Annotated in this window: 22 protein-coding genes; 11 read left to right on the forward strand and 11 right to left on the reverse strand. The window is 40.3% G+C overall.

The features are described 5' to 3' along the window. Positions 1 to 335: 335 nt before the first annotated feature. On the forward strand, positions 336 to 1,046 hold the full coding sequence (locus H5187_RS09855; RefSeq protein ID WP_182739998.1) for a hypothetical protein: 711 nt from the start codon (positions 336 to 338) through the stop codon (positions 1,044 to 1,046). Positions 1,047 to 1,126: 80 nt separating this feature from the next. Here H5187_RS09855 and H5187_RS09860 read toward each other — a convergent pair whose 3' ends face one another. The 4 genes from H5187_RS09860 to H5187_RS09875 form a co-directional block, all read right to left on the reverse strand. Then, positions 1,127 to 1,960 carry an ABC transporter substrate-binding protein gene (locus H5187_RS09860; protein WP_259398492.1) on the reverse strand — a complete coding sequence of 278 codons (834 nt, stop codon included), beginning with the start codon at positions 1,958 to 1,960 and terminating at the stop codon, positions 1,127 to 1,129. Between the two features lie 372 nt (positions 1,961 to 2,332). Beyond that, complete coding sequence (locus H5187_RS09865; protein ID WP_145239878.1) at positions 2,333 to 2,704, reverse strand: response regulator; 372 nt, start codon at positions 2,702 to 2,704, stop codon at positions 2,333 to 2,335. Between the two features lie 53 nt (positions 2,705 to 2,757). Beyond that, the gene (locus H5187_RS09870; protein ID WP_182797813.1) at positions 2,758 to 3,300 is read right to left on the reverse strand and encodes a DUF6942 family protein; all 543 of its coding nucleotides are present in this window, start codon (positions 3,298 to 3,300) and stop codon (positions 2,758 to 2,760) included. Continuing rightward, entirely contained in the window at positions 3,297 to 3,746 is a 450-nt protein-coding gene (locus H5187_RS09875; RefSeq protein ID WP_145239874.1) for a YaiI/YqxD family protein, read from the reverse strand. The genes H5187_RS09870 and H5187_RS09875 overlap by 4 nt, the downstream gene beginning before the upstream one ends. Before the next feature lie 123 nt (positions 3,747 to 3,869). On the opposite strand from H5187_RS09875, the gene H5187_RS09880 reads away from it, so the two are divergent. Continuing rightward, positions 3,870 to 4,406 carry a lipocalin family protein gene (locus tag H5187_RS09880; RefSeq protein WP_149981969.1) on the forward strand — a complete coding sequence of 179 codons (537 nt, stop codon included), beginning with the start codon at positions 3,870 to 3,872 and terminating at the stop codon, positions 4,404 to 4,406. Positions 4,407 to 4,708: 302 nt separating this feature from the next. On the opposite strand, the gene H5187_RS09885 is transcribed toward H5187_RS09880, so the two are convergent. The 3 genes from H5187_RS09885 to H5187_RS09895 are packed head-to-tail and all read right to left on the reverse strand — an operon-like array spanning position 4,709 to position 6,992. After that, positions 4,709 to 5,044, reverse strand: a complete 336-nt coding sequence (locus tag H5187_RS09885; RefSeq protein ID WP_145239865.1) for a DUF3325 domain-containing protein — start codon at positions 5,042 to 5,044, stop codon at positions 4,709 to 4,711. Further along, positions 5,044 to 6,651 carry a PepSY domain-containing protein gene (locus tag H5187_RS09890; RefSeq protein WP_182767871.1) on the reverse strand — a complete coding sequence of 536 codons (1,608 nt, stop codon included), beginning with the start codon at positions 6,649 to 6,651 and terminating at the stop codon, positions 5,044 to 5,046. Before H5187_RS09890 ends, H5187_RS09885 begins: the two co-directional genes overlap by 1 nt. Further along, positions 6,648 to 6,992, reverse strand: a complete 345-nt coding sequence (locus H5187_RS09895) for a hypothetical protein (protein WP_182739995.1) — start codon at positions 6,990 to 6,992, stop codon at positions 6,648 to 6,650. The genes H5187_RS09890 and H5187_RS09895 overlap by 4 nt, the downstream gene beginning before the upstream one ends. Positions 6,993 to 7,251: 259 nt before the next feature. On the opposite strand from H5187_RS09895, the gene H5187_RS09900 reads away from it, so the two are divergent. From H5187_RS09900 to H5187_RS09915, 4 genes are read left to right on the forward strand one after another with little or no spacing between them, the layout of a single operon-like run. Then, entirely contained in the window at positions 7,252 to 7,614 is a 363-nt protein-coding gene (locus H5187_RS09900; RefSeq protein WP_182718230.1) for a VOC family protein, read from the forward strand. 46 nt (positions 7,615 to 7,660) lie between these two features. Next, a complete protein-coding gene (locus H5187_RS09905) occupies positions 7,661 to 8,035 on the forward strand; it encodes a VOC family protein (protein WP_182718231.1) in 375 nt (124 codons plus the stop codon). Beyond that, positions 8,025 to 8,615, forward strand: coding sequence for a uracil-DNA glycosylase family protein (locus tag H5187_RS09910; RefSeq protein WP_182718232.1), 591 nt, complete (start codon positions 8,025 to 8,027; stop codon positions 8,613 to 8,615). Before H5187_RS09905 ends, H5187_RS09910 begins: the two co-directional genes overlap by 11 nt. A 4-nt stretch (positions 8,616 to 8,619) precedes the next feature. Continuing rightward, on the forward strand, positions 8,620 to 9,375 hold the full coding sequence (locus tag H5187_RS09915) for a phytanoyl-CoA dioxygenase family protein (protein WP_182797814.1): 756 nt from the start codon (positions 8,620 to 8,622) through the stop codon (positions 9,373 to 9,375). Positions 9,376 to 9,446: 71 nt separating this feature from the next. Here H5187_RS09915 and H5187_RS09920 read toward each other — a convergent pair whose 3' ends face one another. Then, positions 9,447 to 13,508: a DEAD/DEAH box helicase gene (locus H5187_RS09920; RefSeq protein ID WP_182794387.1), complete on the reverse strand. Its 4,062-nt coding sequence runs from the start codon at positions 13,506 to 13,508 to the stop codon at positions 9,447 to 9,449. A 104-nt stretch (positions 13,509 to 13,612) separates the two neighbouring features. Continuing rightward, complete coding sequence (locus H5187_RS09925; protein WP_182794386.1) at positions 13,613 to 14,173, reverse strand: short-chain dehydrogenase; 561 nt, start codon at positions 14,171 to 14,173, stop codon at positions 13,613 to 13,615. Positions 14,174 to 14,306: 133 nt separating this feature from the next. Between H5187_RS09925 and arfB the strand changes: the two genes are divergently transcribed. Beyond that, positions 14,307 to 14,720, forward strand: coding sequence for an alternative ribosome rescue aminoacyl-tRNA hydrolase ArfB (arfB, locus tag H5187_RS09930; protein WP_145239847.1), 414 nt, complete (start codon positions 14,307 to 14,309; stop codon positions 14,718 to 14,720). A 1-nt stretch (position 14,721) separates the two neighbouring features. On the opposite strand, the gene hemH is transcribed toward arfB, so the two are convergent. Continuing rightward, entirely contained in the window at positions 14,722 to 15,741 is a 1,020-nt protein-coding gene (hemH, locus tag H5187_RS09935) for a ferrochelatase (protein ID WP_149981962.1), read from the reverse strand. Between the two features lie 96 nt (positions 15,742 to 15,837). Continuing rightward, positions 15,838 to 17,124: an HD domain-containing phosphohydrolase gene (locus tag H5187_RS09940; protein WP_182740004.1), complete on the reverse strand. Its 1,287-nt coding sequence runs from the start codon at positions 17,122 to 17,124 to the stop codon at positions 15,838 to 15,840. A gap of 162 nt (positions 17,125 to 17,286) precedes the next feature. On the opposite strand from H5187_RS09940, the gene H5187_RS09945 reads away from it, so the two are divergent. From H5187_RS09945 to arfA, 4 genes are all read left to right on the forward strand, one after another. Then, positions 17,287 to 18,246, forward strand: a complete 960-nt coding sequence (locus H5187_RS09945) for a sensor histidine kinase (RefSeq protein ID WP_182718235.1) — start codon at positions 17,287 to 17,289, stop codon at positions 18,244 to 18,246. 110 nt (positions 18,247 to 18,356) lie between these two features. Beyond that, a complete protein-coding gene (locus H5187_RS09950) occupies positions 18,357 to 19,007 on the forward strand; it encodes a hypothetical protein (protein ID WP_182718236.1) in 651 nt (216 codons plus the stop codon). A 286-nt stretch (positions 19,008 to 19,293) separates the two neighbouring features. Then, on the forward strand, positions 19,294 to 21,819 hold the full coding sequence (locus H5187_RS09955) for a TonB-dependent siderophore receptor (RefSeq protein WP_182797815.1): 2,526 nt from the start codon (positions 19,294 to 19,296) through the stop codon (positions 21,817 to 21,819). A gap of 109 nt (positions 21,820 to 21,928) precedes the next feature. Continuing rightward, positions 21,929 to 22,129 (forward strand): alternative ribosome rescue factor ArfA, encoded by a 201-nt coding sequence (gene arfA / locus H5187_RS09960; RefSeq protein WP_149981958.1) that lies wholly within the window; start codon positions 21,929 to 21,931, stop codon positions 22,127 to 22,129. Positions 22,130 to 22,453 lie beyond the last annotated feature (324 nt).

The raw sequence follows: 22,453 nt of genomic DNA on the forward strand, positions 1-22,453 counted from the left end.
GATCGGCAAAATCATTAAGAACACAAAAGTGATCATTATCGCGTAATTTTCGTGATCAAAGCTTAATGAGAATAAGCGATCAAAGTTAATGCCATTGGGTGATCAAAGCTGGTGAGAATATGCAACAGGCTCAAGCAACAAGAATAATTGCGGAGGTTGAGAGCTATACTCTATGAGTTTAGACGCAATATAAAATCACTGTTACGGGGCCGTCGCAACTTGAAAACTCATCTAATGAGGCGAATAAAGCGAGAGGCTGATATTTTAAACTGAAAGTCTTGCTGCTAGCGTAAAAAATGCTACGCTATCCCTAATTTAACGACAGTGATGTATATATGATTAAAAGGATTTTATTGGCTATCTGCGTGATTTCAAGCAATAGCACATTGGCCGCAGAGCAGTATTCGCAATCACGGTGTGATGCTATTAAAGCCGAGCGAGAAAAAGTTCAGGATAGAATGAGGGTAGGGTATAAGGCAGCTGAAGGTGAGCGTTTACGCAGGCGCTCAACTGAGTTGTTTGAAATATTAGGTCGTCACTGCATAAGCCCAACTAATTGGAGGAGCCACAGTTCAGGTTCACGAACTTATACTCGCTCATCTGCGAATGATTTATTAACTAAAAAAGTTCATGACTCAACGGTCTATAGTAAAACATACGACAGTGATAGCAAGCGACTCGCGTGGAGTAGCTTTTACCAATATCCTGAGCGCTGCCGTGCTAAAGAAATGCAACAAACTGACTTTGTTTGGTGCAGTGAAAATCGAGCTGAGCAGCGTGCAAAATTTGAAGCCCAGTGGCAAGCACCAAGCAAAGCAAGCGTGAATGTTAAACAGCCAACGGTTGTTTTATCTCAACAAAACGCTACTGCAATAGCCACAATTACACATTCGATGACGCTAACCCCAGTGTCAAAAGCTGATACCCGTTTGAATACAGTTGCTTTGAAAAATGAAGGCTATAACTACAAAGTTTGGCAATTAGTGGCTGTTGGTTGCCTTGCCTTTATGGGAGTTTTTGGCGCTTACCGCTGGTTTAAAGATTAAGTGCAAACAAGTCGCTCTAAGTAAACGCCGGGTTAGGTTAGGCTTATTGTCACGTAAAGTATGAACTACGGGTTAACTCGTTACTGTAGTTTGGCTTGGGGCTGATAATCACCTTGCTCTAAACCTTTAAAGTAAGATTGGTAACGGCCGTTGTGCTTAAACTGTGATAAGTACTGATTAAAGGTGTTGAGCAGTTTTTCACTTTCGCTGTTATTTTTTGGAAATAGTAAGAAGCTTTTATTAATTAACAGGGGTTTGGGGTGGTGGCTAATAACATTAACAAGATCGGGCAGTTGGTGTTTGAGGGTAAAGTAGCCAACACTTTGCTCTTCAGCAAAGGCGTCGATACGCCCTAGTGCTAAACGGCGAAAGTTTTGCTCGGTATTACCTACCCGCGACATTTCAAAAGAGCCTTCGGCAAGGGCTTTATCAAACTCTGGGCCATAACTATAGCCAAGCCCACCACCGAGTAATAGGCCTTTTAAATCTGCAATATTTTGCCAATCAAAATGGCGCTGCTTTTGATAAAAAAACACAAATCGTTCACTGAGTACCGGTTCGCTATATAAGTAAGCAGTTGCTCTTTCGTCACTGAACATCCATACCGCAGTAGCGGCATATTTGTTATTTTCGGTATCGTGATATGCACGTGACCAAGGTAAAAATGTAAAGTTAACGGTAATGCCTGCTTCCGCAAATATATCGCGAATTAAATGCGCTACTACACCTTGGTAGGGCAGCGATTCACTGAGAAAAGGCGGCCATTCACCTGCGCTAAGTTGAATTGTCGTTGAGTCAATACTTTGCGCTGTTGGTACTGCTTTACTGGCGTTACTTACACACAACAGTAGTAACAGACTGGCGTTGCATATGTTGCGTAATCGTTTAGCTGTTCGCATTGTGTAATTTAGCATTTATGATCATGGTAAAAAAATCTGCATTGGTTATAAATTCCTCATTTATGATACTACAGTAGCGATCATGTAAAAGCGAATTAGTTCATAAAGTTATGCTGGGGTTATATGAGTTATCTGATGAGTGAAACCTATCTGGTTGTGGTGTGAGGCGACGTTTAATTGAGTCCCATATCAAATTAGGGCAGTTAGAAGTTTACCCTAATTTTGAATATAACTGCCACTATAAATATTATTTAGTGGGCCCTAAGGAGCATTTTAATTGGCCAAAGGTAATCGCTTTTCAAGCTTGGTTATTATCTAGATTTCAGCAAGATGATGACGCACTTAAACAATGTTTAAAGTAACATTGCGTTGAGATTGACTAACTTTCTAACTTTCTAACTTCATAACTTTCTTTAACTGGCTATCTAACACATTTAAATTAAAAGGTTTTACAATAAAGCCTGACACTTTCGCGGCGATAATTTCTTTGATTGCTGTGGAGCTGTCTTCGCAGGTGATCATTAATACCGGGATTTCGGCTAACTCTTGGTCATCACGAATACGATTGAGTAAAGTTTTGCCATCCATTTTTGGCATATGCAAGTCGGTGATAACTAAATCATAGCCTTGGTTTTGTAATAAACTTAATGCTTGTATTCCATCAGTCGCTTCAACAATATCGTGATAATTTAGTTTTCTTAACATATTTATTAATACATGGCGCATCAAAGGCATATCGTCAACGACGAGGATTTTCATAAAGTTAAATTGTCCATTATATGCAAATTACCTTAAGGTTAGTTAACAAAGTCTTACTCTGCCACAAAACACTGGGCAACGAGCTGACTAAGTCGCGCTATTTTTATATTGCTTAGTTGGCGGTAATCAAAGTATGGGCACACAATCAACTTGTTTACTTTATCGATAGCAAATTCTTCATCTAACCACTGTAATTGACACTTTAGGTGCCCTTGCTGAAGCAATGCTTTAGCATAGGTGCGTCCGGCAATAATATGCAAGGTATTATTGTTGTTTAAAACCGGAGGGCTAAAAAGTAAGGCTGTTTGACTATTAGGCTGTAGCAGTTGTTCATCACGATAGTGTTGCCAAGTCGGGGCGAGTTTGGCGAAGTGGTAATGCTCGCTAGGCAGTGAAAATAGCACTTTAGCATATACATTAAATACTTTACGCCAGCCATTACCACAGGCTTGGTTGATGCTGGCAATTTGTCCATCCGCACATGGCGTCACTGTACTTAGGTTGGTGTACTGTGGCATCGGTGGTACATTCGCTATATACACAGCGACTGTAAAAGCTGGGTCACCAAAGCCTATATTACTTGCAGCCTTACTCATTTATTTTTAGCTAGAATGCGATCTAGATTATTAGCAAAGTTTTGACGATCACTTTGGCTAAGCGGTGGCGGTCCGCCGTTCATTTCAACGCCACTTGAACGCATAGTATCCATAAAATCGCGCACATTTAGTAACGAGCGAATATTTTCACTGGTATACAGTTCGCCGCGAGGATTTAGCGCTTGGCCGCCATTATCGATTACTTCTGATGCTAGCGGAATATCACCGGTGATCACTAAATCATTGGCTGCAATACGTTTGACGATTTCGTCATCAGCCACATCAAACCCTGATGAGACCTGCAACCGGCTAATGTATTTTGAAGGCGGAATACGCATTGCATGATTAGCGACTAAAATTGTTTCAGTTTGCGTACGCTCTGCGGCACGAAACAAAATTTCTTTGATCACCACTGGACAGGCGTCAGCATCAACCCATATCTTCATTGTTAACTTCTAATAGTTAGTAAAAAAATGATCCTAACCTAAGGCTTTTAGAACAACTAGTATTAAGTGAACTTTTTATGCTTTACTGCGTTGGTGGCCTAATTAACTATCAAGGAATCAACGATGAAAAATCAATTATTTATCACTCTTACTCTGTTTGTCAGTAGTTTACTGCTTGGCTGTACTGGCATGCCCGATAAGGTTGCACCAGTGAGTCCTTTTTCCATCGAACAGTACCAAGGTAAGTGGTATGAAATAGCCCGATTAGATCACTCTTTTGAGCGGGGTTTAGATAATATAACAGCGGATTATACAATTAACGATGATGGCTCTGTAACTGTGCTAAACCGTGGTTTTAATAGCGAGGAAAACAAATGGAGTGAGGCTCAAGGTACTGCGAAATTTGTTGATAGCAATGATGTTGGTCATTTAAAAGTATCGTTTTTTGGTCCTTTTTACAGCTCTTATATTGTATTTAAGTTAGACCAACAAAATTACCAATATGCGTACGTATCTGGCTACAATAACGATTATTTGTGGCTATTATCGCGTACCCCCACTGTGAGTGAGCAACGCTTAGCTGACTTTAAAGTGCTTGCGCAGCAAAAAGGCTTTGATACTGACAACCTGATTATGGTTAAACAGAACAGTACACCATGACTGTAAATCCCCTTTACAGTGATAGAGAATAGCTATGTAGGGCGGCTTGTGTAACTTTGACTTTGCTACGACTACACAGTAATAGGTTTTATTTTTTTATATTAAAAAGTAATTACTAGGTAATAAATATGACACATTAGAGGGATATTATGTTCCACATAGATTGATTGGCAATAGCTTCAATCAAGCTATTTGTAACATGAGTATCCCCCTACTATTTATAACCAAATCATTTGGATATAGGCAAACTAAGTTAGTTTGCCTTTTTTTTTTTGCTCAGATCATATTTTTACTAACTAAGCTTAAAAAACAGTTAAAAACAGCCCACTGAGCATTACAACGGTGATATTTAAAGCAGTCATTATTTTTACCCAAGATGCTTTGAAGCTATAAAAAATCATTAATATTAAGACACTTAGCGCCATGTAACCACAAAATAGTAAAGCGCCGTAGCCGTTATGTTGTACAACACTCAGTACTAAGCTTAGTAAAATACTGATCCAAGCAGCGATCAAAAACTGTTTACTGAGTTTGTCGCTAGGGCGGGTTTTAAATACATCACGGTAATGATTAAATTTAGCCAAAGCAAAACAATTAAATGCCAGTAAACATAGGCTCAATTGCAGTAATTCATGCATTATGGTTGCTCCTGTAACTTAGTTTTTGCTGAACGGCGCGCCCGTTGTTGCGGTGTTTTAGCCGGAGTGTGAGTTGGTATTTTTTTGGCCTGAATTACAAATAAGGCTGCAAATATTAAGCACATTAAATCAAAACTAAACAACGCCCATTGGCCGTTTAGCAAGTAGCTTATTAGATTGCCATTGGTGGTAAGAGCATTAATAACAGGCACGCTGAGACAGGCGATACCGTTTATCCACGCGAGTAAAATCCACTGCGGCCTTGCGCGTTTAAATAGCGCAAACAAAGCAACGGCTAGCCAAGTCACAAAGAATGCAAGTATTTCTTTATCAGCGCGCTCAGGGGTTGTCATAGGCAGTAACCGGTTGGCAATAAAAAATGCGCAGGTTGCAAGTGGTAAGCCCATTAATGTGGCAAGGTTTAACCCTTCTACCAACTTTAAGCCAATTGTAGCGGGTTGGTCTTTTTTCATGCGTTCGCGAATACGCTTAGCCCACATAATACAGCCAGTTGCTATCATTACACAGCCAGCTACGCCGCATAAAAAGTATAACCAGCGTAATAATGGGTTAGCTAAACGGCCTGTGTGTAGGGCTGTTAGCGAGTCATAGAACACTTCTGTATTGGTTAATTGGGCAGCAGTTTTAGCTATTAAGCTGCCATCTACACCGTTAAATAATAAGGTGGGTGTTTGGTCGCGAACTAGGCTACCGGTGTCTGCACGGACTGTAATTGTGGCTGAGGCTTTATTTGGATCACGAATTGATATTTGTGTTAAGTCAGCATCAGGCCAGTTAGTATAAACTTGATCTAAAATAGTATCGATGGCTATTAATGGGGCGCTATCTGGGCTAGTTTTGGTGCGCACATTAGTGGGTGACACATCGTTAAATAAACCACGAATACCATCTTCGTATGCGGTCATTGCTGGATAGGGGAATAACATAAATATTAGCGTGATTAGGCCTGTATAAGTGATCATAATATGAAAAGGTAACGCCAATACAGACGATACATTATGGCCATCTAACCAACTGCGGCTGCCTTTATTGGCACGAAAGCTAAACATATCTTTAAAAATACGTTTGTGGATCACCACCCCAGATATCAGCGCTACCAACATAAATAAGCTCGCAAAGCAGACAATCCATCGGGCTGTGCGTACATCAATATAATGTAGGTCAAAATGCAGTCGGTAAAAAAAGTTACCACCTCTGGTGTCTCTTGTTTGTGCTATTTCGTCGCCTGTTTGTGGGTTGATATTGTGCTCTTGCCAACCACCAAAACGCTTCCCTTCAGGACGAGGCTTTTCATAAGCATAGTTAAGCTGCGGTTTTCGCTCTGTGGGCAAGTAAATTCCCCAACGCGTAGACTCCGAGCCTGCATTTTGTAGGTAATTAATACCACTGATAATTTGGCTACGCTGTTGCGCTACACGCTGTTCAGGCGCTTGTACATTGTGCAGCGCTGGTTGATTCCATAGCGTTATTTCGTCCCGAAAAAAACTCACCGTACCAGCAAAAAATATTAAATAGAGTAGCCAGCATACTAATAATCCAACCCAAGTATGCATCCAGGTCATGGAGCGGAAAAAACTCTCTTTCATAGCCAACCCTTTAGTAATGATAAGATCAGAGCACACCCTGAAGTAGTTAGTAAAATAGTGATCCATATTTTAGATAGTGACTTAACTGCAAACACCCAAATAAACACACAGCTGTACACTAAAATAGTCAGGCTGATACTAAGCAGTACAGCATCTGATTTTTTCAGCGGTAAAATAATACTCAGTAACGCGGTAAACACGGCAGTAAAGGTATAACCACCAACAATGGCGGCAAAAAAGCGTGAGATAACAGCAAAACGGTAAGCATGGGCTTGATAAGCTTGGCTTAATTTAGATCTTATAGAGAGTGTTTGGCTGTTTTTGACAGATTGAGCGTGCATGATGATCCCTCAAAGTCCCAAATGGGGGCGAATAAAGAGGGTATTATATATTCTAGATACAGAAAAGATAGTGATTCGTATTTTCTTTGTTGTTTGTTCGGGTGATAGCGCAATAATACTCAGTATATTTACTTAGTAAAATGATGATCTGCTTTTATCATTTGCTGTTTTAATTGAAAAGTTCGCAAATTTTTCAACTGCTTGTATGCTTAGTGATTGGAAGGCTATAAGCCGTTACATTAATTTTTTAGGGAGTACTATGTCAGCACACAAAAAACTTAATTATGTTGAATTTGCCGCAGCAGATTTAATCGCCACTAAGGCATTTTTTAGTGCGGTTTTTGATTGGCAGTTTATTGATTATGGCCCTGAATATACGTCATTTAGTGCTGATACTGCTGGGCTTGATGGCGGTTTTTATCAAGCACCACTTAGCTCATTAACGCAACATGGTGCAGCTTTGTTAGTATTTTATAGCGAGGATATTGCGCAAACACAGGCTAAAGTAGAGCAATATGGCGGGAGTATTATAAAACCAATTTTTGATTTTCCAGGGGGCTGCCGATTCCATTTTACCGAGCCCAGTGGCAATGAATTTGCAGTGTGGTCAGAACATAATTGAACGCAAAAATAGATCATAATTTTACTAACTCAAGGAAATGAATTGAATGACAGATTTGAGTTGCGAAGAAATTAAAGCATTTGTACCAGCAAAAGATTTTGCGCTTAGTTGTGCGTTTTATCAGCATATGGGCTTTCAAATCGCGTGGGAAACCCCAGATATGGCGTACTTTTACCACGGAGACTGTAGTTTTTTACTGCAAAATTTTTATAATCCAGAGCACGCTAAAAATTTTATGATGCACTTATTAGTTGCAGATGTGACAGCATGGCATGATAAATTAACAAGTGCAGGGTTGGCGCAAAAATATAATATAAAAATTACTGAGCCAAGCTTGCAAGCGTGGCAAATGATTGATTTTGTTATTTATGATCCAAGTGGTGTGCTGTGGCGAATAGGGCAAAGCAGTGATGATGGCTAGCACCTTGTTAAAGCAAGTTAGTCAATGCGTGATCTGTGAGCCTGAGCTGGCGCTTGGGGCACGTCCGGTGCTGCAATTTAATCCCAGTGCGCGTATTTTAATTGCAGGGCAAGCGCCGGGGCTTAAAGTACACCAAAGTGGCATTCCATTTGATGATGCCAGTGGTAAGCGGCTGCGCGAGTGGTTAGGGCTTAAGCCATGCGATTTTTATGATGCAACTAAGGTTGCTATTTTGCCGATGGGCTTTTGTTACCCAGGTAAAGGTAAGTCAGGCGATTTAGCGCCGCGTAAAGAATGCGCACCTGCATGGCGTTCCCAGTTTTTAGCGGCACTGCCCAATATTAAGTTAACCATTGTGCTGGGTAAATATGCCCAAGCGTACCATTTACCACACACAAAACATTTACCCCTCACTGAGTTAGTAAAATCATGGCGTGAGTATTGGCCAGATGTTTTGCCATTGCCACACCCGAGTCCGCGTAATAATATTTGGCTAACTAAAAACCCTTGGTTTGAGCGTGATGTGGTGCCACAGTTGGCGCAAACTATTCAAGCAATTTTGCAATGTGAGGATGATTAGTTTGATGATCAATACCCAATTTGAGCAGCATGGCTTTTTTCATGTAAAAGGTTTTTACACTAAACGTGAACTTGTGCATGAGCGCGAAGTGATCAATTGTTTTCATCAGCAATGGATCGCAGATAATCAACAGTTTTATCAAACCAAGGCGGTTAATAGTGCCTATTTAACTGCAAATACCTATTTAGATGAGGCCCAGCGCTTAGTATTATTTAAGTTTATTGCCAGCCATAAGTTAATGGCTCAAGTTGATTCGATACTTGAATCAGCGGCCTTTATGAATACCCAGTTGTTTTTTAACCCAGTTAATCCTGAGCAAGAAAATTATTGGCATCGTGATATGCAGTACCATTTAAGCTTGGCGGAGCAGCAAGCTGCGCTATCGGGTCCTGAAGTGATACATTGTCGGGTTGCGCTTGAGGATGAGCCAGGTATTGAGTTAGTACCAGGTACCCATCGACGTTGGGATACCCCTGATGAGCTGGCAACTCGGTTGGCGATTGATCACAACAACACCAGCGATGATTTAGCCACCGGCCATGTGATAGAAATGCAAGCAGGGGATTTATTAATTTTCTCGGCAAATATGATCCACCGTGGTTTATATGGTAAAGACCGCTTAGCGCTGGATATTCTTTTTGGTGAGCCACAGCCCCACGTACTGCATTTTGTTCAGGATATCTGTTTGCCTACTCCAGCGATGCTTTCGACATTAGAAGATGCCAGTGCTTTTGCGGTTACTTTGGCACACCAAGAATAACCGCGCTACATAGACCTGCCTAAAAACCACATGGGCTGCTGTAATAATCTCGAAAGATAAACAGGTCTGAGCTACATTTCGCTGTTACTTAACAGCGCCAATAGTTGATCTTTAGACATTTGCCCAGCATCACCACTGCCGGCGAGTACTTTATCTGCGAGTGCCTGTTTATGTTCGTGCAATTGCAGGATTTTTTCTTCAATGGTATTTTGTGCTATCAGTCGGTACACAGTAACGGGGCGTGTTTGCCCTAGGCGGTGCGCGCGATCTGATGCTTGTTGTTCAACCGCGGGATTCCACCACGGATCGAGATGCAGTACATAATCAGCCGCCGTTAAATTAAGCCCCGTGCCGCCTGCTTTTAAGCTGATCAAAAACAGTGGTGCATGACCTGCTTGAAATTTATCAACTTGTTGTTTGCGTTTGTTAGTACTCATGCTGCCGTCAAGATAACAATAATCGATGCCGCGTTTTTGTAAGCGCTTTTCAACCAGTTTTAATACATCGACAAATTGGCTGAAGATCAGCGCTTGGTGGTTGTTTTCTAGTAATTCTTCAATAATCGCTTCTGCGGTGTCGAGTTTACTCGATGGCAACTTACTATTTTCTAATAACAACTGCGGGGCAATACAAGCGCGGCGTAATTTAGTTAATGACGCCAAGATAGTAATGTATTGGCTATCTTCCTGATTTGCTTGTTCAAGTGCGTTTAAACGGGTTGCTTCGTACAGTGCTTGCTCTTTTTCACTTAATGCGAAGGTTAAGTTTATTTCGGTTTTTTCTGGTAACTCGGTCAATACCGTTTGTTTGGTACGGCGAAGTATAAACGGTGCAATGAGAGTTTTTAGGGTATCGGCTTGTTGTTGGTTTTTATCGGCGTTACCAAAGCGCTTTTTAAATACTGGCAGGGTGTGTAAAAAGCCCGGCATTAAAAAGTTGAATAAACTCCACAGTTCCCCTAAATGGTTTTCGATTGGCGTGCCTGATAGGGCAATTTTAAATTGACCATTGAGTGCAAACGCGGCTTTCGCCCTTAAGCTCAAGGGGTTTTTAATTGCCTGTGCTTCGTCAAAGACAATATTAGCAAAAGAAAATTGCGCCAGTTGTTCACCAATTAGTGGCAGTAAACCATAACTGACGATCACTAAATCGTGTTTACCAGCCGTTGCCAGAATATCAGCGCATGCAGTGGCGTTTTCAATGATTTTTACATGCAAAGCCGGCGCGAATCGCTCGGTTTCGACTTGCCAGTTATGACACACAGATTTTGGCGCAACCACTACACTGGCACCTAAACTACTGCGCATTTGTAACACGGTTAAGGTTTGTAAGGTTTTACCCAGCCCCATGTCATCGGCTAAACAAGCATTGAGTCCCCAGTTGGCCAGTTGCATTAGCCATTTAACCCCGACTACTTGATAGTCTCGTAAAATATGGACTAAATGTGCAGGTAAGGTAGGGTCGATAGTTTGCTCAAATTTAGCTAAACGCGTTTTCCAGCTGTCACCAAATGTGACATCACCTAAGTCGGCAATGCTTTGGTGTAAAGGCAATGCACGCGCGTTGGCAATCCGTAGTTCATCACTTGGGTTGTGCTTATCAATATTTTGCATCCCTTCTAAGCGATTTAATAAGTTAGTTAAACGCTGATCCAATAATAATGAATTGCCTTCCGAAAACTCTAAAATGCTGCCACGGCGCGGGGCTTTAAGCAGGGTTTGTAATTCGTATATTTGGCCGCTAGGGAGTGAGATTTTACCACTGACGCTTAACCAATCGTTATCATCATTTAAGTTAAGAGAAAGGTGCTGGCTTTTGGCAACTCTCATGCCTTGGCTCGTTTCGTCCCAACTTAATACCAGAGACTGTGCTTTTTGCGCAGCTTCAAGTAACTCAATTGCTTGGCTAATATCTTCAGGTAAATAAAACTGCTGTTGAATTTGATTATGTTGCGGTGATTGCCGATCAGCAAATAATCCGGCCATACTTTTCAGTAATTTTCTAAACGCTTTTTGCTCTGCTTTTAAATCACGTTTAATAACAATGCTGTCGGTTTGATCATCATCAGTATGTGCCAGTGTCAAAGCACCAATGCCGGGCTCAACCCAAGGGCCATCTACGCCATTTGGCATGGCATAAAAGTTAATGTTGATACCTAATTGGGTAAGAGCGATCACTGCGGCAAATTCACACAAGCCTTGGCGTACGTTGTTGATATGAGCAAACTCGGTACGCTGGCTGCTAATATGATGCTCGTTAGCCAGTACTTGTAATGCGGCATTTAGTTGTGGCAGTTTTTCTTCGGTTAAATTATTGGGTTGTTGCTCAAATAGTTGCAGTAATTTGAGCTGTTTGTCATCAATGGCGAATACTTGGTAACAATTTGCGTGACTGTGGATAAGTAAAAAGTCACAGTCCGGATCGCTGATACTCGGTTGCATTACCAGGCGATAGCAATCATTGCTGTCTTGTGCAATTTCAATGACAAACTCGCCTTTGATCAGCGTAAGTGGCTGTCCATTGTGATCTTCAAGCCCTTTAAACCCTATTAGTGCTTGTAATACCGCGGCCGTTGCATGTATTTCGTGATAACCAAATCCGGCATGGTTGTTGAGCACTTGTACTAAGTTATGATCGGCGCTGGTTAATGCATCTTGATACTGGTTATAAGCAAGTTCTTGGGCGTTTACTTTACGACCTTTGGTCCATTCGCCTTTGGCATTGAGTTGCTGTACTTTGGCTTGTATGAGCGGTAAATCTAGATGGGTTAAATCCAGTTGCCATACAATTCGTTGCTGCGCAGTGGGCGTATCAATTTGGCTAATATCATTAAGCCAACGCTGCCATTGTGGGACGCGGGTAAAGTGCTGTAATAAACCAGTATTGGGTAATGGTGTGTCATCGCTAAGCCAATTAACTAAGTGCTGGCATTGCTCAGCTAACCAGTGTTGATGCGCACTAATTGCGCTATTGAGCTGTTCTAACAGTTCAGTATCACCCCTTAGATGATTTACCTGTTCGTCTGTGGCGTTTTTAATAATTGCCAGTAATAAGCAAAATAATGGCGCTAATGCATTCGGGTTACCAAGTAGATGACTTAAGCTGTTGCTTAAACGATGGTTTTGATAGTTAGCTAAATCCTCTTCCAGCAAATAATCAATCGCTTGGCTTGGGTGGCTTAATTCCCCAAGATTTTTTTGATACCATTTTCGACAGGTATTTAGTTGTTTAATATCTGCAGCGGTTGCACTGATAAATAGGCATATAGTGTAAAGTAATCCGGTGATCTCGGTCGGATAGATGCCTTTGCCAAAGTTTTTTCTAAACGCTGTTAAAGCGCTTTTATACTGTATCAAAGCAATATCAATAAACTCACCCTTGATGGCATTGGTATTTGCTTCATAAAAAGTGGCTAAAACACGGTCTCTTTTATCATCTAACAATTCAGCAAAATTATCTTCTTGTAATAATATGGCTAAATTCTCATTCAGATAAATGCGTTTTCTCAGCTCTGTTGTTGGGAGCGCTTTGGCAATCAGAGTCGGCCATGCACGCTCACTGGTGAGGTTGAAAAATTGACCGCGGATAAAGTTATCCAAGCAAAGCTGTTGCCATTGCTCAGGAAGGCATTGCCACAGTTGCTCGCTGTATGGTGATTGCGCGAGCAAATTAACAAAAGCGCTATCAAGCTCAAGTGATAAATCACTAGGGAGCGGTTTTTTTCCGCTTTTTGCGCGGTCAAGATCATTAAATAGCAGGTGCAGAAAGTGCACGGCTTGATCGTGGTAATAATAGCTTTTTGTAGCTTCGGTTAAAAAAGCATGCAATAAAACTGGCTGATGTTTTATAGCATTAATAGCTACATAAGCAACTGCGCTAACTGATATACGAAAGTTTGGTCCGTAGGGGAGCTTCCAAATTAAATCTTTAGATTCGAGTTGTTTAGTGTATTTAGCGACTTCAGCTTGAGAAAACGAATAGCCATTTTTAATGTGACTATAAAGACGTTTAGTGAGCTGCTGGACAGAGTTCTCATAGCCATGCGATGAGCCACTTATTATCAGTGCAAGTAATACACACAGTTGTTTTTGGTCGTTATCAGTTGTGGCGGGCGAAAAAGTACTTAATGGCATAAAATCAATAATTAAAGTCGCTAATGATTGCAGCCAGTATAAGTTTCAGCTGGGGGAGTTACAACTATAAAAAAGCGACCCTAAGGTCGCTTTTTTATAAAAACCTATTGCACTCTGGCAAATAGTTTTTGTAGTTGCGGCATATATTCTTTAATTAGTTTTAAATTACTTTCGCTAACAACCGGCGCATCTGTATTAGCAGCATTAGCTGAGTTACCAAGTGTGCCCATCATTGAACTAGCGCTGTTATGCTTCGAGCCGCCCATACTTTGCAAACCACCCATTAGCTGATTTACTTTATCTTTGTTTTCTGGCGATAAATTACCTTTGATGTTTTCAAGGTAAGCCATCGAGACTTCAGAACCCACAGTAATTAGTTGTTCAGGCGTGAAACCATATTTATTGGTAAGGGCTGCAAACTCTTTGTATAAATCATTATCTTTGATTGTACCAAGGGCGCCTAATGCCATTGCCGTCGAGCCCCCTTCAGAGCCACCTAACATACTACCCAAATCCATGCTTTTTAATGAATCTTGATTTTGTGACCAATCAGCAACCGCGGGTAATGCTTTCATATAACCTTGTAAATCTTTTTCTGTGATATCTGCCGCAAGGCTTGAAAAACTCATTGCTAACAAACTAAGAGATAAAATTATTTTTTTCATGTTGAGCACCTTTTTATTCAATTGTTAGTTGCATTAAAGACTATTAATTAGATAACCGCTATAAATTAAAGAGGGTTTTAGTCTGTTAACATCAGATGATATACTACATTTTTGCCTGATGTAGCTGAACCACATGTTAATTATTTCAAATACCGTAACAATCGATGAATGGGAAGTCGAGCTGTCAGCTATTCGTTCACAAGGAGCGGGTGGTCAAAATGTTAATAAAGTGGCCAGTGCGATCCACCTTCGCTTTGATATTAATCGCTCAAAGTTACCAGAGTTTTATAAAGAGCGGTTGTTGGCGTTCAATGATAGTCGTATCACTAAAGAAGGTGTGATTGTTCTCAAAGCGCAAAGTCATCGAACTCAAGAGCTAAACAGGGAAGATGCGTTAAAGCGACTAAAACAGCTTATTTTATCAGCCACTAAGGTCGAACGTGCTCGTCGTGCTACAAAGCCAACACGTAATTCACAGCGCAGACGCATGGATAAGAAAACCAAACATGGTAATACCAAAGCGCTGCGCGGCAGTGTTAAAGTTTAATTTATAAGTTTGGTTTAAGCACCTCAAATAACGCGTTAATATGATCGTCTCTATCATTAAGCGCAGCTATATAACGGTATTTTTCACCGCCAGCTTGTTCAAAAATCTCTCGGTTTTCACCTTCTAATTCTTCAAGTGTTTCAAGGCAATCAGCGCTAAATGCAGGGCTGATAATAGCCACGTCTTTAATCCCTTCGTTTGGTAAGCTCTCAAGGGTTGCATCTGTGTAAGGTTTTAACCACTCGGCTTTACCAAAACGGCTCTGAAAGGTGCTGATAACTAAATCTTTATCGAGTCCGAGCTTTTCGACCACTAAGCGAGTGGTTTGTAAACATAAGCAATGATATGGGTCGCCATTATCTAAAAACTGTTTAGGCATACCGTGGTACGAAAACACTAATTTTTGTGGCATACCGTGTTTTTCTAAATCTTCGCTAATGCTGTTAGCGAGTGACTCTAGGTAGGTTGGGTTTTTGTGATACCCATTTATAAAGTGAAGCTCTGGCACCCAGCGCCATTTTTTTAATACATTCGCCACGGCATCAAATGTTGAGCCTGTGGTTGGGCTTGAATATTGTGGGTAAAGTGGCAACACAATAATGCGGGTTAAGCCTTTATCTCTAAGCTCTTCAAGGCCGGCTTCGATTGATGGATTACCGTAGCGCATCGCCATAACCACTTCGGTATTGGTATAGCCATGCTGTTTTAATAAGGCATTTAATTTAAGGCTTTGCTGGCGTGTAATATGGGTCAGTGGCGAGCCATTTTCAGTCCAAATACTTTTATATAGTTTAGCTGAGCGTTTTGGGCGAATACGCAAAATGATGCCATGCAGGATGATCATCCACACAATACGCGGTATTTCTACGATACGAGGATCTGACAAAAACTCACGTAAGTAAATGCGCAATGCACTTGCTGTTGGGGCATCGGGGCTGCCTAAGTTGGTCAGTAAAATCCCTGTTTTTTGATTAAAACGCTGATCATGAGGGTTATCGGTAACGGCTGAAAATCGCGACACGCAATGCTCCTAAAGCAAAATAGACGGTTATGGAATATAGGCTATTAATATTAATAGCCTATTGTAACGAATGAAAGGGTTAATAGGATCACTGATTTACAATGATTTGATCATGATCCTAAATGGAGTCGGTTTTTTAGCTTCTAGTTGCTGTAACTTTTCAATGGATTTAGCACTAAATATATGCCCCTTTGGCAGCAACATAATCCCCGTGTGACTATGCAGTGCATGGCTAAGTACCATATTGATGGCTAGCTCTTTGGCCGTTATTATTTTCATCGAGCCTACTTTTGCTTGCTGCTTAATGCATTTAACTCGGCAAGCCTCCAAAGCTTGCACTAATTTAGGATGGTAAAAGTTACCGCTGTACATTTTTACTGTTTCGAGTGCATGTTGGTGCTTTTCTTCATCTTTTAAATTACTTTGTTCAAATGCATCCCAATAGTCACGTGCAAGCGCGAGTATCATTGCACTAAGAGGAATATCATTACCTTTTAATCCTTTAGGTAGGCCATTTCCGTTATAGCGTTCGTACTGGTGATAAATGGCGTCAGATACTTCATGCAGATGAGTCGCAGGCATTAACATCAATTGTGCTGTACTTGGATGCGTATAATAACTTTTGCGTTGCTGTTCATTAAGCGCATGCACGGGTTTTTCATAAAGTGCGGGATCCATTGCTAACAGCCCTATCTGAGCTAAGTAACCAGCCATTGCCGCCATTTCTATATTTTTTGGTGGTAGCTGCAACTGTTTTGCTATTTGCGTACAGGTATTGGCAATGTTCTGCGCTTTGGTGCCATCTAAATATGGATTGGCATTAATGAAGTTATAGAGCAACTCAACTGTTGAACTATGTTCGTGTTTTTCATGGGCGTTGGCAATTTCGAGTTTTTTAAGTACTTGTTTTATTTGTTTGGTTCTTTTTTCAACGCGCTGTTCAAGAGAGCTATTAAGTTCTTTGAGGACTTCATTATGGCGATTAATTTGTTGTTGGAGTTTCAGGTTTTGTTTTTTAAGTTGATATTTTTCAATACTGTCGGTGATGGAACGTAGTAATAAGTCATTTTGCCATGGTTTTTGGATATAGCCATGGATCTTGCCTTGATTAACAGCTGCTAAGGTGATTTCGATATCTGCATAACCAGTAAGTAAAATACGCTGAGTATCAGGTGCTAATTTTTGCGCTTGTTGAAAAAGTTCAGCGCCATTCATTTTTGGCATCCGCATATCGCTAATAATTACATCAAATTCATACTGTTTGATTAATTTTAGTGCATCTATAGGTGAATCACTGGTAAGTACCGTAAGTTGCTGCGTTTTGAACAGCCGCGATAAAGAACGTAGCACAATCTCATCATCGTCAACGCATAATACTTGCATGGTTGGTAGGTCTGCTGATTGACTCACGATTTTACCTATGGATAAACAATATTATTAACCATAGCCTGTCTGCTATAGTTTTTCTAATTAAACCGTGTCATTGGCATCAATTGTGCTAATTTTAATGACAAGATAATCGTTTTTAATTGCTGGTTAATTAAGATGGATGCGATAGATGAAGACTACAAGCAAGCTTATTTTCGTGAACGTACCGCGCGTATAAAGGCTGAGCAGCTGATTGAAGATAAAAGTCGCGTTTTATATGCACTAAATGAAGAGTTAATAAAAAAAGTAGCTGATCTTGAGTATCAACAGCAGTTATTTATTCAAGCAGAAAAAATGGCCACTTTAGGTACCTTATGTGCTGGGGTTGCCCATGAAATTAATAATCCCTTAGCTTATGCAATGAGCAATGTAGAAAGTTTGCAACAGAGCATGCATGGCTTTTGTGAGTTACTTGATTTAAACCAGCAATATTTAGCTAAGAGGATTAGTGAAACAAATTTTCAACAACAGTTAGCATCACTTAGTGAGCAGCAATCATTTGCTGAACTGCAGCAAGATATTCATCAACTAGTGGCTGATAGTGCTGAAGGCTTAAGGCGCATTAATCAAATCGTGGGCAATTTGCTTAATTTTGCGCGACCAACAACTAACAAGAAACAATTGGCTGATATGACAGATGCTGTGAAAAATGCGCTTAAATTGCTTAAAAATCAATTAAAAGGTTGTCAGTTAACCACATCAATAACGACATTGCCGCTGAGTTATTGTGATTTGGCAACCATCAATCAAATAATGGTTAACATACTTATTAATGCTTCACATAGTTGCGAAGCATTAATTGATAGACAAGCACATATTCACGTGCAAGTTGATAGCGACGACCAGCAAATAATTATTAGTGTTAATGACAATGGTTGTGGCATGAGTGAGCAAGTGCTTGCAAAAGTTTTTGATCCATTTTTTACTACTAAACCAGTTGGCAGGGGGACCGGTATGGGCATGCCATTAGTGTACACTATGGTTAATGATCATCAGGGAAAAATTGAAATTGAGAGCACCGTAAATATAGGTACATGTGTGCGATGTATATTTCCAGTGTTGAGTGAGCGACCTTAACTCAGGCAAAAACCATTTAACCAGAGTTAGGTTAAGTAATAATTTGCTTTTAAATTAGCCAATTGTTGGTTAGTGTAGGTATGAATTTTATAATAACTTGAGGGTGAATAATGCTTAATGAAAAAAGTGAATTGGTTCTTAGGGATTATCTAAGTCAGCACCCTGAACTAAAAGTGGTGAGTTCTGACAGCGTGATTGGTTTTATCAGTGGGTTATTGGCGTGCTCGGAATTTTATGGCGAGTCAGAAATTGCCAATTATATTGCTGATAAAAATGACCCTATTTATACCCAATTAATGACAAGCTCAGCGGAGCATGACGCAATGATCACGCTGCTGGATAATGTAACCGAAGCTCAGGTAGCGCAGCAGCATATACTGGCAAGTATTTATCCTCATGGTAAAGATGCTAAAGCGCCGAGTGAGCAACTACAACAATGGTGTGTAGGCTATTTAGCTGCTTATATGGTGAATCAAGAAGTATGGCAGCATGACTTTAACTTTTTACTCAGTGCCGATAAACAGGTCGTTGAGAATCAGGCGGATGGACAGTTATTTATTGATAACTTTGAAGCGACGCTTAATTTACTAGCCACTTTTGCGATGTGGCCAGATTCGCTCAAAGAGCATCCAGAACCTGCGGTACTTAGTGAAGGCTTTGCGCTACTGTATACCGGATTAGATGAAAGTCTTACTGGCATTGCATCCATGGCATTGATGCTAGAAGATGAAAAACTGGCTTTGTGGGAAGAAGAAGGCTAGAAAACATAGTTTTAACAACCAGCATGATTTGAATAATCATGCTTTTTTTTGTTTAAAATTCAATCAAAAACATGAAATAGGAGAAAATTTAGCTAACTTTTGCATATATCGACCATTGTCGCAGTTAAATATGTTTCTTTTTATATGTGTATGTTGCTAGGATGTTTGCCAAAGCGCAATTTTGTAAATGACGCTTGATCACACTAATTATAACTTTTATTAATTTACCTGTTTACTACTGCAATTGAGTAAACAGGTGAAGAGTCAACAGGGTCGAACAACACACATGACAACACTTCGTTTAAATACATTGGCTATCGCCGTAGGACTTGCATTTAGCACCTCTTCAGTTATTGCTGAAGAAGCAACAGTTCAAGCAGAAAAAAATATAGAACAAATTTCCGTTTTAGGTTCACGGGTTTCTAACCGCACAGCAACTGAATCTTCGTCACCCATTGATTTAATTGACGCTGATGATTTAAACAAAGGTGGCTTTACCGAGCTTGGCCAAAGCTTACAAGCTACAGCGCCATCGTTTAATTTTTCGCGTACTCAAGTATCAGACGGCTCTGATTTATTCCGCCCAGCAACATTACGCGGCTTACAGCCAGACCAAACGCTGGTTTTAGTAAATGGTAAGCGCCGTCATAATCAATCTATTTTTGGCCTTAATGGAACAGTTGGTGCAGGTGCTGCGGGTACCGATATGAATGCTATTCCACTGACTGCACTTAAAGGGGTTGAAGTATTACGTGATGGTGCAGCAGCGCAGTATGGCTCTGATGCTATTGCTGGGGTCATTAACTTATCACTGAATAACTCAACAGGTATAACAACTGGTTATGTACAATATAGTGAAACAGCTGAAGGTGATGGCGAGACTATTTCAGCGGGTTTAAATCGCGGTTTTGATTTGGGCACTGAAGGCGGTTTTATTAATTTATCTCTTGAGTATCGTGATGCCGATGGTACTAACCGTGCAGAGCGCGATACCGGTGGTTCGCTTGATGTAGAGCCAGGTACGTTATCTGACAACGTTCGTTGGGGCCAAGGTAATTCGGAAAGTGAATTTACCTCGTTATTTTATAATATGGCATTGCCAATGAGCGACGGTGAGCTTTACTCGTTTGGTGGTTACTCTGAGCGCACTGCACTGGGTAACGGCTTTTACCGTAACTTTGACGAAGCATCTAAAAATGTTACTCAAGTATACAGTGATGGTTTTTTACCGCGCATTTATAACGAAGCACAGGATATTTCTATTGCGCTAGGTTTTAAAGGTGATATTAATCCAGATTGGAATTACGATGTATCGGCAGTTTATGGTGAAAACCAATATGACTTTACATCACGCAATACATTAAACGCTTCTTACGCGGCGGAGTATTTATTTAATAACCCAACGGCAAGTGATGCTGATATAGCAGCAAATGCAGGCCCAACTGCTGGTTACTCGGGTGGTTTTAGATTTGATCAAACCACAATAAATGTAGATATTAATGGTATTATTGATATCGGTCGCAATGAGCCTATTTATCTGTCATTTGGTGGCGAATATCGAAAAGAAAATTACCAGATAGTACCTGGTGATGAAGCATCGTACGCTTGTGGTTTAGCTAATAATAGTACTTTGTACCCTTCAGTAAACAATCCTAATTTTGTTGCTGAGTGCGGTTTTCAAGCTTATAACGGTTTAAGGCCAGAAGCATCAAACAAACAAGGTCGTGACAGTTATGCATTTTATGTGGATGCAGAAACCATGCTCACTGATGACTGGAATATCAGTGGTGCACTTCGCTATGAAGACTTCTCTGATGCTGGAGATGATTTAATTGGTAAGTTAGCTACGCGTTATGAATTTAACGATGACTTCGCAGTTCGTGGCGCGTTATCAACTGGTTTTAGAGCGCCATCACTTCAGCAAAGCGCATACACTGCGTTTACCACTAATTTGAATAATGTTGGTGAACTTGAGCAATCATTTATTGCTAAAGCAGGTTCAGATCTTCCTGTTGCTTTAGGTGTTGAAAGTTTAGAATTAGAAAGCTCCAGAAATACTAGTTTTGGTTTTGTTTATGATGTAAGCAGTGAGTTGTCATTAACAGTAGACTTTTATCATATAACAATAAAAGATCGAATTACTTTGGGTAACTTTATTAAAGCTGAAGATCTTGCATTTAACCCCACTGCTGTTGCTGCTCTTCAGGCAACAGGATCTGACCAAGCTGCTTATTTTTCAAACTCAGTCGATACAACAACAGAAGGTGTCGATATTATTGCGTCATATCGCACCGATTTATATGACGGTAATTTCTCTGCTACGTTTGCCGGTAATTTAAACGAAACCAAAATTGACCGTGTCAATGCAGCACCTGGTATTCCTGAAAACCTAGCACTTGATGATATTCAAAGTAGCTTTTTAACTGATGGGCAGCCGGGCGAACGTGCAACGCTAACGTTTGATTATGAGCGTGACGCGTATAGCTCAATGATCCGCTTTAATTACTTTGGAGAAACCGATGTGAAGTACTTTGGTAATGACCATATTGAACTTGCAACAGATGGCTCATTTAAAGCAACCAGTACGGTAGAATCAGCTGTATTAGTGGATTTAAATGTAAGTTATCAAATTAACGATATGTTTGCGTTATCTGTTGGTGCAGACAACGTATTTGACGAAACACCGGATGAATTAGGCGATGATGAAGTATTAAACGCTATTTCAAATGGGGCATTTAAATACCCTTTACGAGCATTGCCTTATGGCTTTGATGGCAGAAGTTATTACGCAAAAGTAAGTTTTAGTTTCTAAATTTATAGTTGTTTATTAAGCCCGCAAATAAGCGGGCTTTTTGATTTAAAATACTTGTATTTTTTTATATCAAGCATACAATCGCAAAACTTTTAAAGAGGAAAAATAAATGAGTAAACGTCGTTCTAAAGTGACTAAATCTACAACATCAGTAGATACAGGTCGGGGTGTTATTCGCGATAATGCATTAGCGGCATTAGTGACATCGAAAATTTTTAAGCCACAAATTGTAGCTGCTAAAAAAGGCAAAGGCGCTTACAAACGCAACAAAAAACACGCAGGACAAGAGTCCTATTTAATCGCCGCTTAATGACGTTGTGATCAAATAGGGCTTTTATTTAAATGCTATTTTTTACAAAAAATAGCAAGCTCCGACATTTTTTTAAAAACCTCGCTTAGATAATTTTTTTCTAAGCGAGGTTTTTTGGTTATATAGTCTACCACCTTATTGTTTATATCTATTCCCACTCTCATTTACGTTTTCGTAAAACTTGCTAGAGCCCGCGAAGATACTCGCAAATAAAACTTAACCATAAATTAACCTTGTATTCATATTCTGTATGCGAAATTACCCTTTCTTTAAACGGGATGGCTCTAATTTAGTTCTAAATAACGATAAAAAATATATTTTATG

This window comes from Pseudoalteromonas sp. SG44-1, assembly GCF_014164315.1.
GTDB classification, from domain to species: Bacteria; Pseudomonadota; Gammaproteobacteria; order Enterobacterales; family Alteromonadaceae; genus Pseudoalteromonas; species Pseudoalteromonas rhizosphaerae.